The 15552-nt window shown below is 41.5% G+C and carries 14 protein-coding genes; all 14 read left to right on the top strand.

All coding sequences use genetic code 11. The features are described 5' to 3' along the window. The first annotated feature begins 32 nt into the window (after window positions 1-32). The 14 genes from galF (at window position 33) to DFO56_RS12455 (ending at window position 15313) form a co-directional block, all read left to right on the top strand. Window positions 33-926: a GalU regulator GalF gene (gene galF, locus DFO56_RS12520; protein ID WP_020454297.1), complete on the top strand. Its 894-nt coding sequence runs from the start codon at window positions 33-35 to the stop codon at window positions 924-926. A gap of 382 nt (window positions 927-1308) precedes the next feature. Next, window positions 1309-2397: a dTDP-glucose 4,6-dehydratase gene (rfbB, locus tag DFO56_RS12515; RefSeq protein ID WP_045510681.1), complete on the top strand. Its 1089-nt coding sequence runs from the start codon at window positions 1309-1311 to the stop codon at window positions 2395-2397. A gap of 14 nt (window positions 2398-2411) precedes the next feature. After that, complete coding sequence (gene rfbA / locus DFO56_RS12510; protein WP_045510679.1) at window positions 2412-3278, top strand: glucose-1-phosphate thymidylyltransferase RfbA; 867 nt, start codon at window positions 2412-2414, stop codon at window positions 3276-3278. A 229-nt stretch (window positions 3279-3507) separates the two neighbouring features. Then, window positions 3508-4044 (top strand): dTDP-4-dehydrorhamnose 3,5-epimerase, encoded by a 537-nt coding sequence (gene rfbC, locus DFO56_RS12505; protein ID WP_045510677.1) that lies wholly within the window; start codon window positions 3508-3510, stop codon window positions 4042-4044. Then, complete coding sequence (gene rfbD, locus DFO56_RS12500) at window positions 4041-4898, top strand: dTDP-4-dehydrorhamnose reductase (RefSeq protein ID WP_045510676.1); 858 nt, start codon at window positions 4041-4043, stop codon at window positions 4896-4898. Before rfbC ends, rfbD begins: the two co-directional genes overlap by 4 nt. Next, window positions 4895-5677: an ABC transporter permease gene (locus DFO56_RS12495; protein WP_045510674.1), complete on the top strand. Its 783-nt coding sequence runs from the start codon at window positions 4895-4897 to the stop codon at window positions 5675-5677. The genes rfbD and DFO56_RS12495 overlap by 4 nt, the downstream gene beginning before the upstream one ends. Window positions 5678-5679: 2 nt before the next feature. Then, entirely contained in the window at window positions 5680-6414 is a 735-nt protein-coding gene (locus tag DFO56_RS12490; protein WP_045510672.1) for an ABC transporter ATP-binding protein, read from the top strand. A 13-nt stretch (window positions 6415-6427) separates the two neighbouring features. Beyond that, window positions 6428-8344: a rhamnan synthesis F family protein gene (locus DFO56_RS12485; protein WP_052679811.1), complete on the top strand. Its 1917-nt coding sequence runs from the start codon at window positions 6428-6430 to the stop codon at window positions 8342-8344. Beyond that, a complete protein-coding gene (locus DFO56_RS12480) occupies window positions 8341-9225 on the top strand; it encodes an NAD(P)-dependent oxidoreductase (protein ID WP_199496499.1) in 885 nt (294 codons plus the stop codon). Before DFO56_RS12485 ends, DFO56_RS12480 begins: the two co-directional genes overlap by 4 nt. Beyond that, on the top strand, window positions 9209-10117 hold the full coding sequence (locus DFO56_RS12475; RefSeq protein ID WP_052679810.1) for a glycosyltransferase family 2 protein: 909 nt from the start codon (window positions 9209-9211) through the stop codon (window positions 10115-10117). The genes DFO56_RS12480 and DFO56_RS12475 overlap by 17 nt, the downstream gene beginning before the upstream one ends. Further along, complete coding sequence (locus DFO56_RS12470) at window positions 10114-10884, top strand: glycosyltransferase family 2 protein (RefSeq protein ID WP_045510670.1); 771 nt, start codon at window positions 10114-10116, stop codon at window positions 10882-10884. The genes DFO56_RS12475 and DFO56_RS12470 overlap by 4 nt, the downstream gene beginning before the upstream one ends. 256 nt (window positions 10885-11140) lie before the next feature. Next, on the top strand, window positions 11141-12547 hold the full coding sequence (gene gndA, locus DFO56_RS12465) for an NADP-dependent phosphogluconate dehydrogenase (protein ID WP_045510668.1): 1407 nt from the start codon (window positions 11141-11143) through the stop codon (window positions 12545-12547). A gap of 267 nt (window positions 12548-12814) precedes the next feature. Then, a complete protein-coding gene (ugd, locus tag DFO56_RS12460; RefSeq protein ID WP_045510666.1) occupies window positions 12815-13981 on the top strand; it encodes a UDP-glucose 6-dehydrogenase in 1167 nt (388 codons plus the stop codon). Window positions 13982-14192: 211 nt separating this feature from the next. Next, a protein-coding gene (locus DFO56_RS12455) for an IS3 family transposase (protein WP_114413867.1) occupies window positions 14193-15313 on the top strand; the annotation gives its coding sequence in 2 pieces (ribosomal slippage) (window positions 14193-14451 and window positions 14451-15313; 1122 coding nt in all). Window positions 15314-15552: the final 239 nt, after the last annotated feature.

The raw sequence follows: 15552 nt of genomic DNA, 5'->3' as shown, positions 1-15552 counted from the left end.
AATTCATCCAATTATTATAGGTGGAAGAAATAATGGTTAATTTGAAAGCAGTTATTCCGGTAGCCGGTCTGGGGATGCATATGCTCCCGGCCACGAAAGCGATTCCAAAAGAGATGCTACCGATCGTCGACAAGCCGATGATTCAGTACATCGTCGACGAAGTTGTTGCTGCAGGGATCAAAGAAATCGTTCTGGTGACTCACTCGTCAAAAAACGCGGTGGAAAACCACTTCGACACCTCCTACGAACTTGAAGCGCTGCTTGAACAGCGAGTTAAACGTCAGCTGCTGGCGGAAGTGCAGTCTATTTGTCCGCCAGGCGTGACAATTATGAACGTGCGTCAGGCGCAGCCGCTGGGGTTAGGCCACTCTATCCTCTGTGCGCGCCCGATCGTTGGCGACAACCCGTTTGTCGTGGTGCTGCCGGATATCGTGCTGGATACGGCGACTGCCGATCCGCTGCGTTACAACCTTGCGGCGATGGTGGCACGCTTTGCTGAGACTGGTCGTAGCCAGGTGCTGGCAAAACGTATGAAAGGCGATCTCTCTGAATACTCCGTGATCCAGACTAAAGAGCCGCTTGATACAGAAGGCAAAGTCAGCCGCATTGTGCAGTTTATTGAAAAACCGGATCAGCCGCAGACACTGGATTCCGACCTGATGGCAGTGGGGCGCTATGTCCTTTCCGCTGATATCTGGCCAGAACTCGAAAAAACCGAGCCAGGCGCGTGGGGGCGTATCCAACTGACCGATGCGATTGCTCAGCTTGCGGAAAAACAGTCTGTTGATGCGATGTTGATGACCGGCGACAGCTATGACTGCGGTAAGAAAATGGGGTACATGCAGGCCTTTGTAAACTACGGTCTGCGTAACCTGAAAGAAGGTCAGAAATTCCGCGAAAGTATTAAGAAATTGCTTGCACAATAAGCGAGAATTTTAATCAAAAGCAACGGGTGGCAGAGAGTGAGACGAAGCTGGTTTGAGCTTAAGTAATCACTTTTTCTGCCTTTTTTTATAATTTTATCAATCGATTATTTGCGAATATCCGTTCAGATACTTCTTAATTGAGATGGCGATTTTCCCTTGTTTTCAGGATTATTTAAGGGGAGAATATCAGATTAGCATTTTGTGCCTACCCACTAAATTTAGGCTCTGCCTTTTTGAAGGCCAACTAACAATCTAATTGTTTTCAGTGTACTGGTAGCTGGCGAGCCTGGGGCGGTAGCGTGCTCTGAGGTTTACAGATTGCAGTGTGTCCCCAAAAATTTAGTTTGAAATTTAACATTACGAAGCAATACGGAATAGTCTCGTGAAAATACTCGTTACTGGTGGTGCAGGTTTTATTGGATCTGCGGTAGTTCGTCATATTATTAATAACACACAGGATTATGTGGTTAACGTAGATAAATTAACCTACGCAGGCAACCTCGAGTCACTGTTAGAAGTTGACAATGACCCCCGTTATGCTTTTGAGCGGGCAGACATCTGCGATGCTATCGAGATGGAGCGCATTTTTGCGGAACACCGACCTGATGCTGTGATGCATCTTGCTGCTGAAAGCCATGTTGATCGCTCAATTACTGGTCCCGCAGCTTTCATTGAAACTAATATCGTCGGTACCTATGTTCTTTTAGAAGCTGCGCGTAAGTATTGGTTAGAACTAACTGATCCCAAAAAAGCTTCATTTCGTTTCCATCATATCTCGACGGATGAAGTGTATGGTGATTTGCCCCATCCTAATGAAGTTCAATCGGGAACTGATTTGCCGCTATTCATCGAAACAACTTCCTATGCACCCAGCAGTCCCTATTCTTCATCTAAAGCATCAAGCGATCATTTAGTCCGAGCATGGCGCCGAACTTACGGTTTACCAACATTGGTAACGAATTGTTCAAATAATTACGGTCCGTATCATTTCCCGGAAAAATTGATTCCACTTATTATCCTGAATGCTCTGAGCGGTAAACCTCTTCCAGTTTACGGGAATGGCGAGCAGATCCGTGACTGGTTATATGTAGAGGACCATGCTCGCGCATTGTACAAAGTGGTGACGGAAGGAGCTGCGGGAGAAACTTATAACATCGGCGGCCACAACGAACGCAAAAATATTGATGTCGTGAGAACAATTTGTAGCATTCTGGATGACATTATCACGGACAAGCCTGCCGGAATAAGACACTTTTCCGATCTGATTACTTATGTTACTGATCGTCCTGGACATGATCTGCGTTATGCCATTGATGCTAGTAAAATTAAGAAAGAACTGGGTTGGGTGCCACAGGAAACGTTTGAATCAGGGATCCGCAAAACTGTCGAGTGGTACTTGGCTAATGAAAGTTGGTGGAAACGTGTTATGGATGGTTCATATGCTGGTGAACGTCTGGGATTAACGGAATAATAAAGGAATCAATGATGAAAGGTATTGTTCTCGCTGGTGGTTCCGGTACGCGTTTATATCCCATTACGCAAGGCGTGTCTAAACAGCTGTTGCCCGTTTATGATAAGCCTATGATTTTTTATCCTATTTCTGTCCTTATGCTGGCCAATATTCGGGATATTTTAATTATAACGACCCCGGAAGATATGCCCGCGTTCAAGCGTTTGCTTGGTGACGGTTCGCAATTTGGTATAAATCTTTCTTACGCAGTGCAACCTTCTCCGGATGGTCTGGCCCAGGCGTTTATTATTGGCGAAGAATTCATTAATCATGAACCGTGCGCACTGGTTCTTGGTGATAACATTTACTTTGGGCAAAGTTTCGGTAAGAAGCTTGAAGTTGCATCACAAATGACCAGCGGTGCCATGGTATTTGGCTATCAGGTGCAGGATCCTGAACGTTTTGGCGTTGTTGAATTTGACGCAAACTTTAAGGCACTTTCAATCGAAGAGAAACCCTTAAGACCAAAATCAAACTGGGCAGTGACGGGCCTCTATTTCTATGACAAACACGTAGTAGAGATGGCAAAACAGGTGAAACCGTCACAACGGGGTGAGCTTGAAATCACGACTCTGAACCAGATGTATTTAGAACAGGGTAACTTGCAGGTAGAGTTGCTGGGGCGCGGTTTCGCATGGCTTGATACTGGAACCCACGATAGTTTGGTAGAAGCATCTCAGTTTATTCATACTATAGAAAAACGTCAGGGTATGAAGGTTGCTTGTCTTGAAGAGATCGCCTACCGCAATGGATGGCTGAATAAGGAAAAAGTTGAAGAGCAAGCCCGCAAACTTGCTAAAACCGAATATGGCCGTTATCTGAAAATGCTTATTAATGAGTAAATTATATTTACCCTCTTTGTATATAAAAAGAAATAATTATAAGCAACAGACGGCAATATTTTCTTGTATAGTGTTTTCATTAAATAAATTATGCTTAGTTATAGTTCATATTATTAGAAAATAGAAACAGCTTAAGCTAAATGCCATTCATAGAAAAAGTCATCGACAATATGGCTGTTTCTGAGGTTAAATGCTTATAATAAATGATGTGAATTCAAGGGGCAATTCTGTGAAAGTTGTTGATACTGTTATTAATGACGTAAAAATTATTGAGCCGAGAGTATTTGGAGATGAGCGCGGTTTTTTTCTTGAGACGTTCGAAAAGAAACGTTATCAGGAAATGCTTAATATAAACCTTGATTTTGTGCAGGATAACCATTCGCGTTCTACAAAAGATGTTCTTCGCGGTTTACATTTCCAAAAGATTAACCCTCAGGGTAAATTAGTGCGTGTTGTAAGCGGAGCTGTGTTTGACGTTGCAGTTGATATTCGTCCTGACTCAACAACTTATGGGCGTTGGGTCGGTGTTGAGCTTTCTGCGGAAAATAAAAAGCAACTCTGGATTCCACCAGGACTTGCACATGGTTTTTGCGTTCTCACAGAAACGGCTGACTTTGAATATAAATGTACTGATTACTATTATCCAGAGCATGAGGGTTGTTTACTGTGGAATGACAGGGATGTTGGTATCGAATGGCCGATAATAAATCCTAAACTATCGGAAAAGGATAAAAAAGGTCTTACATTGGCGAATCTGTATAAATGAGAGTACTGCTAACCGGAGCTAAAGGACAGTTAGGACAAAGTCTTAGCACTTACATGCCGTCAGACTGGGTTGTTCTGGCTGCAGATAAAATACTCCTTGATATTGCAAATGAACAGAATGTCTATGATGTGATATCATATTTTAAACCCGATGTCGTGATCAATACAGCTGCTTTTACGTCAGTTGATGATGCTGAGAAAAATGTCGATGTGTCTAAGCAGGTTAATTTTTTAGGCGCGAAGTATGTTGCTCAGGCAGCAAAAAAGTATGGGGCAAAACTTATCCATGTGTCCACGGATTACGTATTTGATGGAAAAAGCACGGTGCCGTACACTGAGGAAGATAAGGTTAAATCGCTTAATGTTTATGGAAGTACAAAACATCTTGGTGAACTAGCTGTTCTTGAAAATCACTCTGATGCAATAGTAATTAGAACATCATGGGTCTATAGTGAATATGGCAAAAATTTTTTGAGAACAATCTTTAATTTTGTGCAAAGAAATAAAGATGTCAAAGTTGTATTTGACCAGATAGGAGCACCAACCTATGCTCCTGATATTGCTAAATTAATTATCGATATCATTAAGGAAAATAGGCTAGAACCTGGTATTTACCATTATAGTGGTGATACTGTTATGAGTTGGTATGATTTTGCTCAAAAAATTGCTGAAGCTGTAATTATCTCACATTCTAAAGTTGAGCGTATTAGTTCTGCTGAATATAAAGCTGAAGCCGAGAGACCTTCATACAGTGTTCTAAATTGTGATAAAATAGAAAAGCTAGGTTATAAACGATCTTGTTTCGCAAAAGGTTTTTATCAGTCTATTAGTGCGCTTATTAAAGAAAGTAAATGATTATGATTTCTTTTATTAATGAAATAATTGAATATAAGCAAGTTTTGAGGCAACTAATAAATCAACAAATTACGATGAGATATAGAAGGACCTTCTTCGGTTTCTTTTGGACCTTACTCAATCCTTTGTTGAACATGGCGATTATTGCTGTCGTATTCTCATTAGTAATGAAGTTTCAAGTTAATGAGTATGCTATATTTTTATTCGCTGCAATGATTCCATGGTCTATCTTTTCTAACTCGCTGAACCAGGGCGGTAGTTCATTACTGGCAAATGAATCTTTGTTTAAAAAAATATATCTCCCGAAACAATTGTTCGTAATTTCAATTGTCACTTCTACCTTGGTTGATTCATTATTAAGTACTGCCTGTCTGTTCATAATTGCATTAATATTGGGAGCCAAAATTACATTTGCACTTTTTTTCTTGCCTATGTCTTTTCTTTTGCTCGTCACATTCACCCTAGGTATAACGTTCATTCTTTCAATTGTAACTGTTTACTACAGAGATGTTCAGTACTTAATTGGAGTTGTTTTGCAAGCATTGTATTTTGCCACGCCAATTATTTATCCTATTAATGCTATACCTGAAAAATTTCACACGATATTCACTATAAATCCGTTAGTGTATTATATTGATCTTTTTCGCTCCCCTATTTATTATGGGCTTATTCCCAATATTCATACATTATTGATATGTTCTGTATGTTCGTTGTTGAGTATTGTCTGCGGTGTTGTTTATTTTAGGCGGAATGAAAAAAAAGTTATATTTAGGTTATAGATATGAATTCTGAAATAGTTCTTGAAAACGTTGCTTTACAATTTACGCTTCATCATAATAAAAGCTCAAGCGTAAAAGAATTATTCGCCAATCTCTTTACCACATCTTATCAAAAAAAAGCCGAAACTTTTTTAGCGTTAAAGGAAATAAACCTAAAAATAAACCATGGCGATAGATTAGGTATTATTGGGCACAATGGAGCAGGCAAAAGTTCTTTATTAAAGGTGTTATGTAAAATTTATACCCCAACAACAGGCGCTATTAATATTAAAGGTAAAGTAGCCCCTTTGCTTGAGATAGGCGCTGGTTTTAATCCCGAATTAAGTGGTAGAGAAAACATATACCTGAATGGTACTATTCTTGGCTATGACTTAAAGAAACTGAAAGAAATTGAGTCGGAAATAGTAAAATTTGCTGAGCTTGAACAATTCATCGATATGCCCGTGAAATACTATTCAACTGGCATGTATATGAAATTAGCTTTCTCAATTGCTACTGCTACTAAGCCTGACATTCTAATTCTTGATGAGCTATTTGCAGGTGGGGATGCTGAGTTCATTCTAAAAGCACAAGCAAGAATGAAGGCGATGATAGAAGATTCTAATATTATGGTATTTGTTTCACACCAAATGGAACTTTTGCTCGAACTTTGTAACAGAGTTATCTGGGTAGACCATGGAAGTATCATTGCCGATGGTCTTCCTGATGATATTATTAATCAATATTTGAATAAATGAGTGGTAATATTTGATGCGCAGGATTGCCTTTTACCTTTTTTATGACGAATGTGGTGAAGTGGATGATTATATACCATTCAAACTCACTGCCTTACAAGATTTTGTCAAAGACATTATAGTTATTTCTAACTCGAAAATAACCGCTGATGGAAGGGCTAAACTTGAAAATATTGGTGCGAAAGTTTTTTGTCGAGAAAATGTTGGTTTCGATGTATGGGGTTACAAAGAAGGTATCGAGTCTATTGGCTACGATAAACTAGCCAGCGATTATGATGAAGCTATTCTTCTAAATTATACTTTTTTCGCGCCTATTTTCCCTTTCGCTGAATTGTTTAATGAGATGAGCAGCAGAGAGTGTGATTTCTGGGGTATCAGTGAGCATGGTGAAGTGGTTCCAAACCCTTTCACAGGGACTGGTATATTGCCCCGCCACATTCAGTCTCATTTTATTGCCATCCGAAGTAAAATGTTGAGTTCAATTGAATTCAAAAAATATTGGCAAGATATGCCAATGATTACGAGTTATACGGATTCCGTACTCAAACATGAATCACGTTTTACCGATCATTTCGAGTCGATGGGCTTTACTTCATCCGTTTATATTAATAATGATGATTATCCATCAACATATCCAACATTTATTGATGTAAAACAGACAATAGAGAATCGATGTCCGATTCTTAAACGTCGTCTTTTTTTTCACGATCCTTTTTGGCTTGATATCAACTGTGTTGACCTGCGTGGTGCCATTGAGGAAGTAGAAAAAAATAGTGACTACGATATAGCTCTTATTAACCAAAACATTAATAGGACAGTTAAGCCTAGAGTTCTTTATACAAATTTGGAACAGCTAAGGATCATACCTGATAACTACGTTTCTCCTGAATATTCTGATGAACAGAACCGCGGAGCCAAACTTGCAGTAATAGCTCACGTTTATTACTCTGATATGTGGGAAGAAATATTCAATTACATTAAAAACATTCCTTATAAGTATGATTTATATATTTCAACTTCTAGCGAAAAAGATGCCGTTATTCTCCGAGATAAAACTGAAAATATTGGTCAAAATGTTAACGTCCGCGTTGTAGAAGAAAACCGTGGTCGTGATATGTCATCACTTTTTATCACTTTCAAAGATGTTTGTACGAATGATAAATATGATTATATCTGCCGTGTACATTCCAAAAAATCCCCGCAAAATGGGTTTGCTCGTGCGGATTCCTTTAAGAAACATCTTTATCAAAACCTCTTGGGTTCATCTGAATATATCAGTAATCTTATTGGTTTCATGAATCAACATGAAGATATAGGTGTGCTTTGTCCACCGCTTGTACATATCGGCTACCCTACGATGGGGCATGGCTGGTTTGCTAACTACGGGCCAACTGCAGCACTCTGTAAGAAATTAAACATAAAGGTTCCTCTGGATGATGATACACCAGTTGCAGTCTACGGAACGATGTTTTGGTTTAGACCAGCAGCATTACGTCCTTTGTTTGAGTATGACTGGAAGTGGACTGATTTCAATGCGGAACCAGCTCATGTTGATGGGAGTTTGTCACATGTACTGGAACGCATTATTAGTTATGTATCGAAAAATGAAGGATTTAGCGTTTATAGTGTAATGACGCCTTCGCAGGCAGAAAAGAATTATACTAAACTAGAGTTTAAACATCAGAAGATTATGTCCACACTACCTAATGGTGATGTGTATTGGCAGTACTCAAGCTTGCTAAGACTATTTACAGACTCAAAATCAGGTAAACCAGATTTTCTTGCAGTGCTAAGTGGTTGTTTCAAGCTTCTGTTCAGTTCGTTTAGACGAACTGTATGGGAAAAATATCCGCGTGGATCAAAAATGTTATACGGACCTTATCTTGTAATCAAAAAGGTCTATAAGTTTGCCAAATTTAAGAAGAAAAAATGATTATGAAAATTGCTGTTACTGGTGCAGGTGGCTATATAGGAAAACATGTTGTAAGGGCATTAGCATTAATGCACCATGACGTTAGTGCTATAGTATACCCTGGAACAAATAACGTGGTTCTCCCTGAAAATGGTAATACTATTTCTCCTACACTTATTGAAATGGATATTTTAGAAGCAACGGATGAGCAAATCATCAGAGTTTTCGGTCAATTTGATGCCGTTCTACATTTAGCATGGAATGCGGGTTTTAATCATCATGACCAAAGCCATATTTCTAATGTAATGCGCCACTATTCTTTCTTAAAAGCATTAATTACAGCCGGGGTGAAAAATATTTCTGTAGCAGGGACTATGCATGAGATAGGATACCATGTAGGCGAAATTACCGAAAATACTGCCTGCAATCCTATCAACCCGTATGGGATTGCAAAGAATTTTCTTCGCCAAGCCTGCATCTATGAAATGGAAAAAGCCTGTGTCTCACTTAAATGGCTGCGTATGTTTTACATAACCGGTGATGATAGAAATAGTAACTCCATTTTTGCTAAAATAATTGCTGCCGAAGATGCCGGCAAAGAGACCTTTCCTCTTAATAGCGGCGAAATGTTGTATGATTTTATTGATATTGACTGTTTAGCGCAACAGATTGCTACCGCAACAATTCAGACTGATATTCATGGAGTTATTAACTGCAGTAGTGGTAAGCCGAAGAGTTTGCGCACAGCAGTAGAAAATTTTATCGCTCAGCATAAACTTAAAATTAAACCTGAGTATAATGTTTATCCTGCTCGGCCATATGATTCACCTGCTATTTGGGGGGATAGTAGCAAAATCGAGAAAATAATGGCAAATGGTCACAGTGATGACAAACAAAGTTAATATTTGGGAATTGAGGGTAATAGCTATTATTGTAACTTTCAACCCTCTTATTTCTAATTTATCGTCCCTTGTGTCACAGCTACAACGCCAAAAATGTCGCATTATTATTGTTGATAATGGAAGTAAGAATGTAAAAGATATATCAAAACTTGAAAAAGATTACGATAATACTGAGCTTATATCTCTTGCTGAGAATGTTGGTATTGCCGCAGCACAAAATATTGGTATTCGCCATGGTCTCAACCATGGCGGTGATTTTACTTTACTTTTTGATCAAGACAGTAATATTTCTAACGATTATGTTGAACTCATGCTTAAGGACTTTCTATCTCTTAAGCGGATTAGTAGAATCGCTGCTCTTGGACCGACCTTACAGGACAGTAGATATAATAAAATATATCCAGTGATTCGTCTTTCCAATCATGGATTTCGTACGAAAATCACTCCAAACACAAGTTCAACTCAACCTGTTGAGGTCACGTGCATTATAGCTTCTGGAAGTTTAATAGATAATGCTATCTTTAATGCATCTACATTGATGGATGAAGTACTATTTATTGATTATGTCGATACCGAGTGGTGTTTACGAATTAGTAACTTAGGATTCAAGGTTTTTGTTACGCCAAATGTGATTATGCAGCATGCGATTGGTGATGCGCATATTCAAATATTTACATTTGTTGTTCCAGTACATTCGGTATGGAGACGTTATTATAGAGTAAGAAATGGTGTCCTTATGCTTAAAATGGCTCATGTTCCTAAACTCTTAGCAATGCGAGAAATAATGTTTTCACTAGTTCATCAATTAATATTATTGATCAAAACAAAAGAAATTGGTTATCTCAAAATTTATTTTCGTGCGATGTTTGATGCTATTAGAAAATCGATATGATACATATAATAATTGTAAGCCACCACCACGACGAGTATATTGTATCGTTAATCAAAAAAATAAAAAGTACAAGTCCCGATTCTAACTCATTATTTCATTTATATATCAAAGATAACGTCAATAGCTTTAAATTACAACGCTTTTGTAATGCGGAAAATATCGACTATATGGGTTCGAAGGAACGTTCTGGTTTTTCAAGGAATAATAATCTTGCAGTCGAGGAAATAATTAGGAAATACCATGTTAAAGATGAGGATTATTTTTTATTTCTAAACCCCGATATATTAATTGAAACCGAAACCATTATAAACCTTTCTAATATACTTGCAGATCATAAATATGATCTCTTCACTGCTGATTTATATAAGGATCAGCAGTTATCAGTACGGGATCCCTCTGTCCGCCATTTTCCAACACTAACCGATTTCTTTACTTCATATTTTTTTGGTTATAATAAAAGTATTATTGATCGCTCTGATATCAGTTGTCATCAAATGGTTGATTGGTGTGCTGGCTCTTTTTTAGGAATGAAATGCTCCGTCTTTAAGCATATCGAGGGGTTTGACGAGCATTTTTTTATGTATTGCGAAGATATTGATATTTGCCTCAGGGCAAAAAAAGCTGGATATAGATTAGTTTACCTTCCAGAGTTGAAGGTTGTTCATTTTAGCCAAAATGATAATAGGGCGCTATTTAGTAAGAATTTTTTATGGCATATTAAAAGTGTGATTTATATATGTCGTAAACATATTTTAAAACTATGCTGATGCTGAATGTTAACCTCACGCTAATAACTTATATAGTTCTCACAATAATTAAAATTTGGAGGGGGTTGTTCATGCTTAAAAATATATTTCTTATTCCGGACTAAAACGATTGCCGTAATGTGCACTTACATTGAAAGGATTATGCAAGAAGTTTAAATGGATACTATCGTTCACGTTTTATTTTAAGTTACCATGTCCTTTACTTTGACTCGCCCGGATCATCCGGAGGCGTATTTGCACCTGACAGGAGTATGTAATGTCCAAGCAACAAATCGGCGTTGTAGGTATGGCAGTTATGGGGCGCAACCTGGCGCTCAACATTGAGAGCCGTGGCTACACCGTTTCAGTTTTCAACCGCTCGCGCGAAAAAACCGAAGAAGTCATTGCCGAAAACCCGGGCAAAAAGCTGGTTCCTTACTACACCGTACAAGAATTTGTCGAATCACTGGAAACCCCGCGCCGCATCCTGCTGATGGTGAAAGCTGGTGCAGGAACTGATGCCGCTATTGACTCCCTCAAGCCATATCTCGATAAAGGCGACATCATTATTGATGGCGGCAACACGTTCTTCCAGGACACCATTCGTCGTAATCGCGAACTTTCGGAAGAAGGTTTTAACTTCATCGGCACAGGCGTTTCCGGTGGTGAAGAAGGTGCGCTGAAAGGTCCATCAATCATGCCTGGTGGTCAAAAAGAAGCCTACGATCTGGTTGCTCCGATCCTGACCAAAATTGCTGCAGTGGCGGAAGATGGCGAACCTTGCGTAACGTATATTGGTCCGGACGGTGCGGGTCACTACGTTAAAATGGTGCATAACGGTATCGAATATGGCGATATGCAGCTGATTGCCGAAGCTTACGCGTTGTTAAAAGGCGGCCTGAATCTCTCTAACGAAGAGCTGGCGAAAACCTTCAGCGAGTGGAACGCAGGTGAGCTGAGCAGCTATCTTATCGACATCACCAAAGATATCTTCACCAAGAAAGATGAAGAGGGTAAATATCTCGTTGATGTGATCCTCGACGAAGCGGCGAATAAAGGCACCGGCAAATGGACCAGCCAGAGCTCTCTGGACCTTGGCGAGCCGCTGTCGCTGATCACCGAATCCGTGTTTGCGCGCTATATCTCTTCTCTGAAAGAGCAGCGTGTTGCCGCGTCTAAAGTGCTTTCCGGCCCGCAGGCGAAACCGGCGGGTGATAAAGCTGAATTTATCGAGAAAGTACGCCGTGCGCTGTACCTCGGTAAAATTGTTTCCTATGCACAAGGCTTCTCTCAGCTGCGTGCTGCTTCTGACGAGCACAACTGGAACCTGAATTACGGCGAAATCGCGAAGATCTTCCGCGCAGGCTGTATCATCCGTGCGCAGTTCCTGCAGAAAATCACCGATGCTTATGCCGAGACCCCGGCTATCGCAAACCTGTTGCTGGCACCGTACTTTAAGAAAATTGCCGACGATTACCAACAGGCGCTGCGTGATGTAGTGGCCTATGCCGTGCAGAATGGTATTCCGGTACCGACCTTCTCTGCGGCGGTGGCATACTACGACAGTTATCGTTCTGCGGTACTGCCGGCGAACCTGATCCAGGCTCAGCGTGATTATTTCGGTGCGCACACATACAAGCGCACAGATAAAGATGGCGTGTTCCATACCGAATGGCTGGATTAATCTGATAATCACCCATCTGGTTTACCCAGGCCCGGTTGTTAAAACCGGGCCTTTTTTTCGTCTCAACCGCCGTTTTTTCGGGCAGTCATATTCATTTTGTCGATTATTTCCCGCTAAACCATACATAAACGCCGCTGTTGACGGCCGATTGTCGCCTTGACAGTCCCTCAACAGAAGAGGTAAAAAACCCAACAGTTATTGATATTAAGCGGGTGGCGACGGGATCGTCATCTCCGGTTTCATACACTCACAAAAGTTGCTTATCGAATGAAAATAACAATCTCCGGAACAGGTTACGTTGGGCTTTCGAACGGGATTCTGATTGCGCAGAACCATGAAGTGGTGGCGCTTGATATCGTTCAGTCCAAAGTAGATATGCTTAATCAGAAGATCTCTCCCATTGTGGATAAGGAGATCCAGGAGTATTTGCAGAATAAGCCGCTGAACTTCCGTGCGACGACGGACAAACTCGACGCCTATCGCGGCGCGGATTTCGTCATCATTGCCACGCCGACGGATTACGATCCGAAAACGAACTACTTCAACACCAGCAGCGTGGAGTCTGTGATTCGTGACGTTCATGAGATCAACCCGCAAGCGGTGATGATCATTAAATCCACTATTCCCGTTGGCTTCACCCAGTCCATCCGTGAAAAATACGGCATTGATAACGTTATCTTTTCTCCGGAATTCTTGCGTGAAGGCAAGGCGCTGTACGATAACCTGCACCCATCGCGTATCGTTATCGGCGAACGCTCCGAACGTGCCGAGCGTTTTGCTGCGTTGCTACAGGAAGGCGCTATCAAAAAAGATATTCGCGTTCTGTTCACAGACTCAACTGAAGCCGAAGCGATTAAACTCTTCGCCAACACCTATCTGGCGATGCGCGTGGCGTACTTCAACGAACTGGATAGCTATGCAGAAAGCCTGGGGCTGAACAGCCGCCAGATTATCGAAGGCGTATGTCTGGATCCGCGTATCGGCAATCACTACAACAACCCGTCGTTTGGCTACGGCGGTTACTGCCTGCCGAAAGACACCAAACAGCTGCTGGCGAACTACCAGTCAGTACCGAATAATATTATTTCGGCTATCGTTGATGCTAACCGTACACGTAAAGACTTTATTGCGGATTCCATCCTGGCGCGTAAACCGAAGGTAGTGGGCGTTTATCGTCTGATCATGAAGAGTGGTTCCGATAACTTCCGCGCCTCTTCAATTCAGGGCATCATGAAGCGTATTAAAGCGAAGGGCGTGCAGGTCATCATTTATGAACCGGTAATGCAGGAAGATGAATTCTTCCACTCCCGCGTGGTACGCGATCTGGACGCGTTCAAACAGGAAGCGGATGTCATTATCTCCAACCGTATGGCGCAAGAACTGGCTGATGTACAAGACAAAGTCTATACGCGCGATTTGTTTGGTAACGATTGATTTATCTTTGGCACCTCTATGAGGTGCCAGCTTTAACCGAATTCCCTTTGCGTATTTTCTTTTTTTCTCCTTTTTCAAACTGACATTAACATCGCGTGTTAATATTCCCTAACATGTCCATATTCAAAATGTAGAGACAGTGACCTGCTCCCCATTGGTTAACACACGACGATGTTAGTCATGTCTTCATCAGCAACGTGAGGACATCCCCATGAAGAAGCGTTTTTCTGACGAACAGATCATCATTATTCTTCGCGAGGCCGGGGCTGACATTTCCGCCCGTGAGCTTTGCCGTAAGCATGCTATTTCTGACGCAACCTTTTACACCTGGCGTAAGAAGTTTGGCGGCATGGAAGTCCCTGAGGTAAAGCGGCTGAAGTCACTTGAAGAGGAGAACGCCCGTCTCAAGAAGTTGCTTGCAGAAGCTATGCTGGATAAGGAAGCATTACAGGTAGCGTTGGGCCGAAAGTACTGACGACAGACCACAAGCGGGAAGCTGTTGTAGTGATGTGTAAAGCGACGGGGCTGTCGCAACGTCGAGCCAGCAAGCTGACTGGTTTGTCCCTGTCGACCTGCCGCTATGAGGCGCAGCGTCCGGCGGTTGATGCATATTTATCCGGGCGCAGCACTCAGCCGGCACTTGAGCGTCGGCGTTTTGGTTATCGTCGTATCTGGCAACTACTGCGACAAGAGGGCCTGCATGTTAATCACAAGCGCGTGTACCGCCTTTATCATCTCAGCGGCCTGGGTGTTAAGCGCAGACGACGTCGTAAAGGCCTGGCAACAGAACGTCTTCTATTGCTCTTTCCTGCTGCTCCTGACCTGACGTGGTCGATGGATTTCGTCATGGACGCACTGGCTACCGGACGCGGGATCAAGTGCCTGACCTGCGTCGATGATTTCACGAAGGAATGTCTGACAGTCACTGCTGCCTTCGGTATGTCAGGTATTCAGGTCACACGTGTTCTGGACAGCATTGCGTTATTTCGTGGCTATCCGGCAACGATCAGAACAGATCAGGGACCAGAGTTTACCTGCCGGGCACTGGACCAGTGGGCCTTTGAGCATGGCGTTGAGCTCCGGCTTATTCAGCCGGGCAAGCCGACACAGAATGGGTTTATCGAAAGCTTTAATGGTCGATTTCGGGATGAATGTCTGAATGAGCACTGGTTCAGCGATATTGTTCACGCCAGAAAAATCATTAACGACTGGCGGCAGGACTATAACGAGTGTCGGCCTCATTCCTCACTGAATTATCTGACGCCAGTGGAGTTTGCAGCAGTCTGGCGAAATGGAAAAAACGAAGATAAACAAAACGACATTATTAACTGATTATTGTGTTTAATATTGGGGGTAGGTCAGTTGTGTTTTTAGTTCTAGGCGGTTAATTTACACTTCAATGGATTCTGTGTGCGTTTTCTTATTTATTCTTATCTCCGGTATCACTTTGGCAATAATTACGGCTTCATTGTTTAGTGCACTGACAGTAAAAATGAAAAAATCTGTTCCCATCTGTAATGACCTTTGGTCAATAGAAGGATGAAGAAGTGAAGACACATCTGGTTTATACC

Origin of the sequence: Kosakonia sp. AG348, from assembly GCF_003337365.1 — a bacterium.
Taxonomy (GTDB): domain Bacteria; phylum Pseudomonadota; class Gammaproteobacteria; order Enterobacterales; family Enterobacteriaceae; genus Kosakonia.
This window is presented reverse-complemented; position numbering and strand designations above follow the sequence as displayed.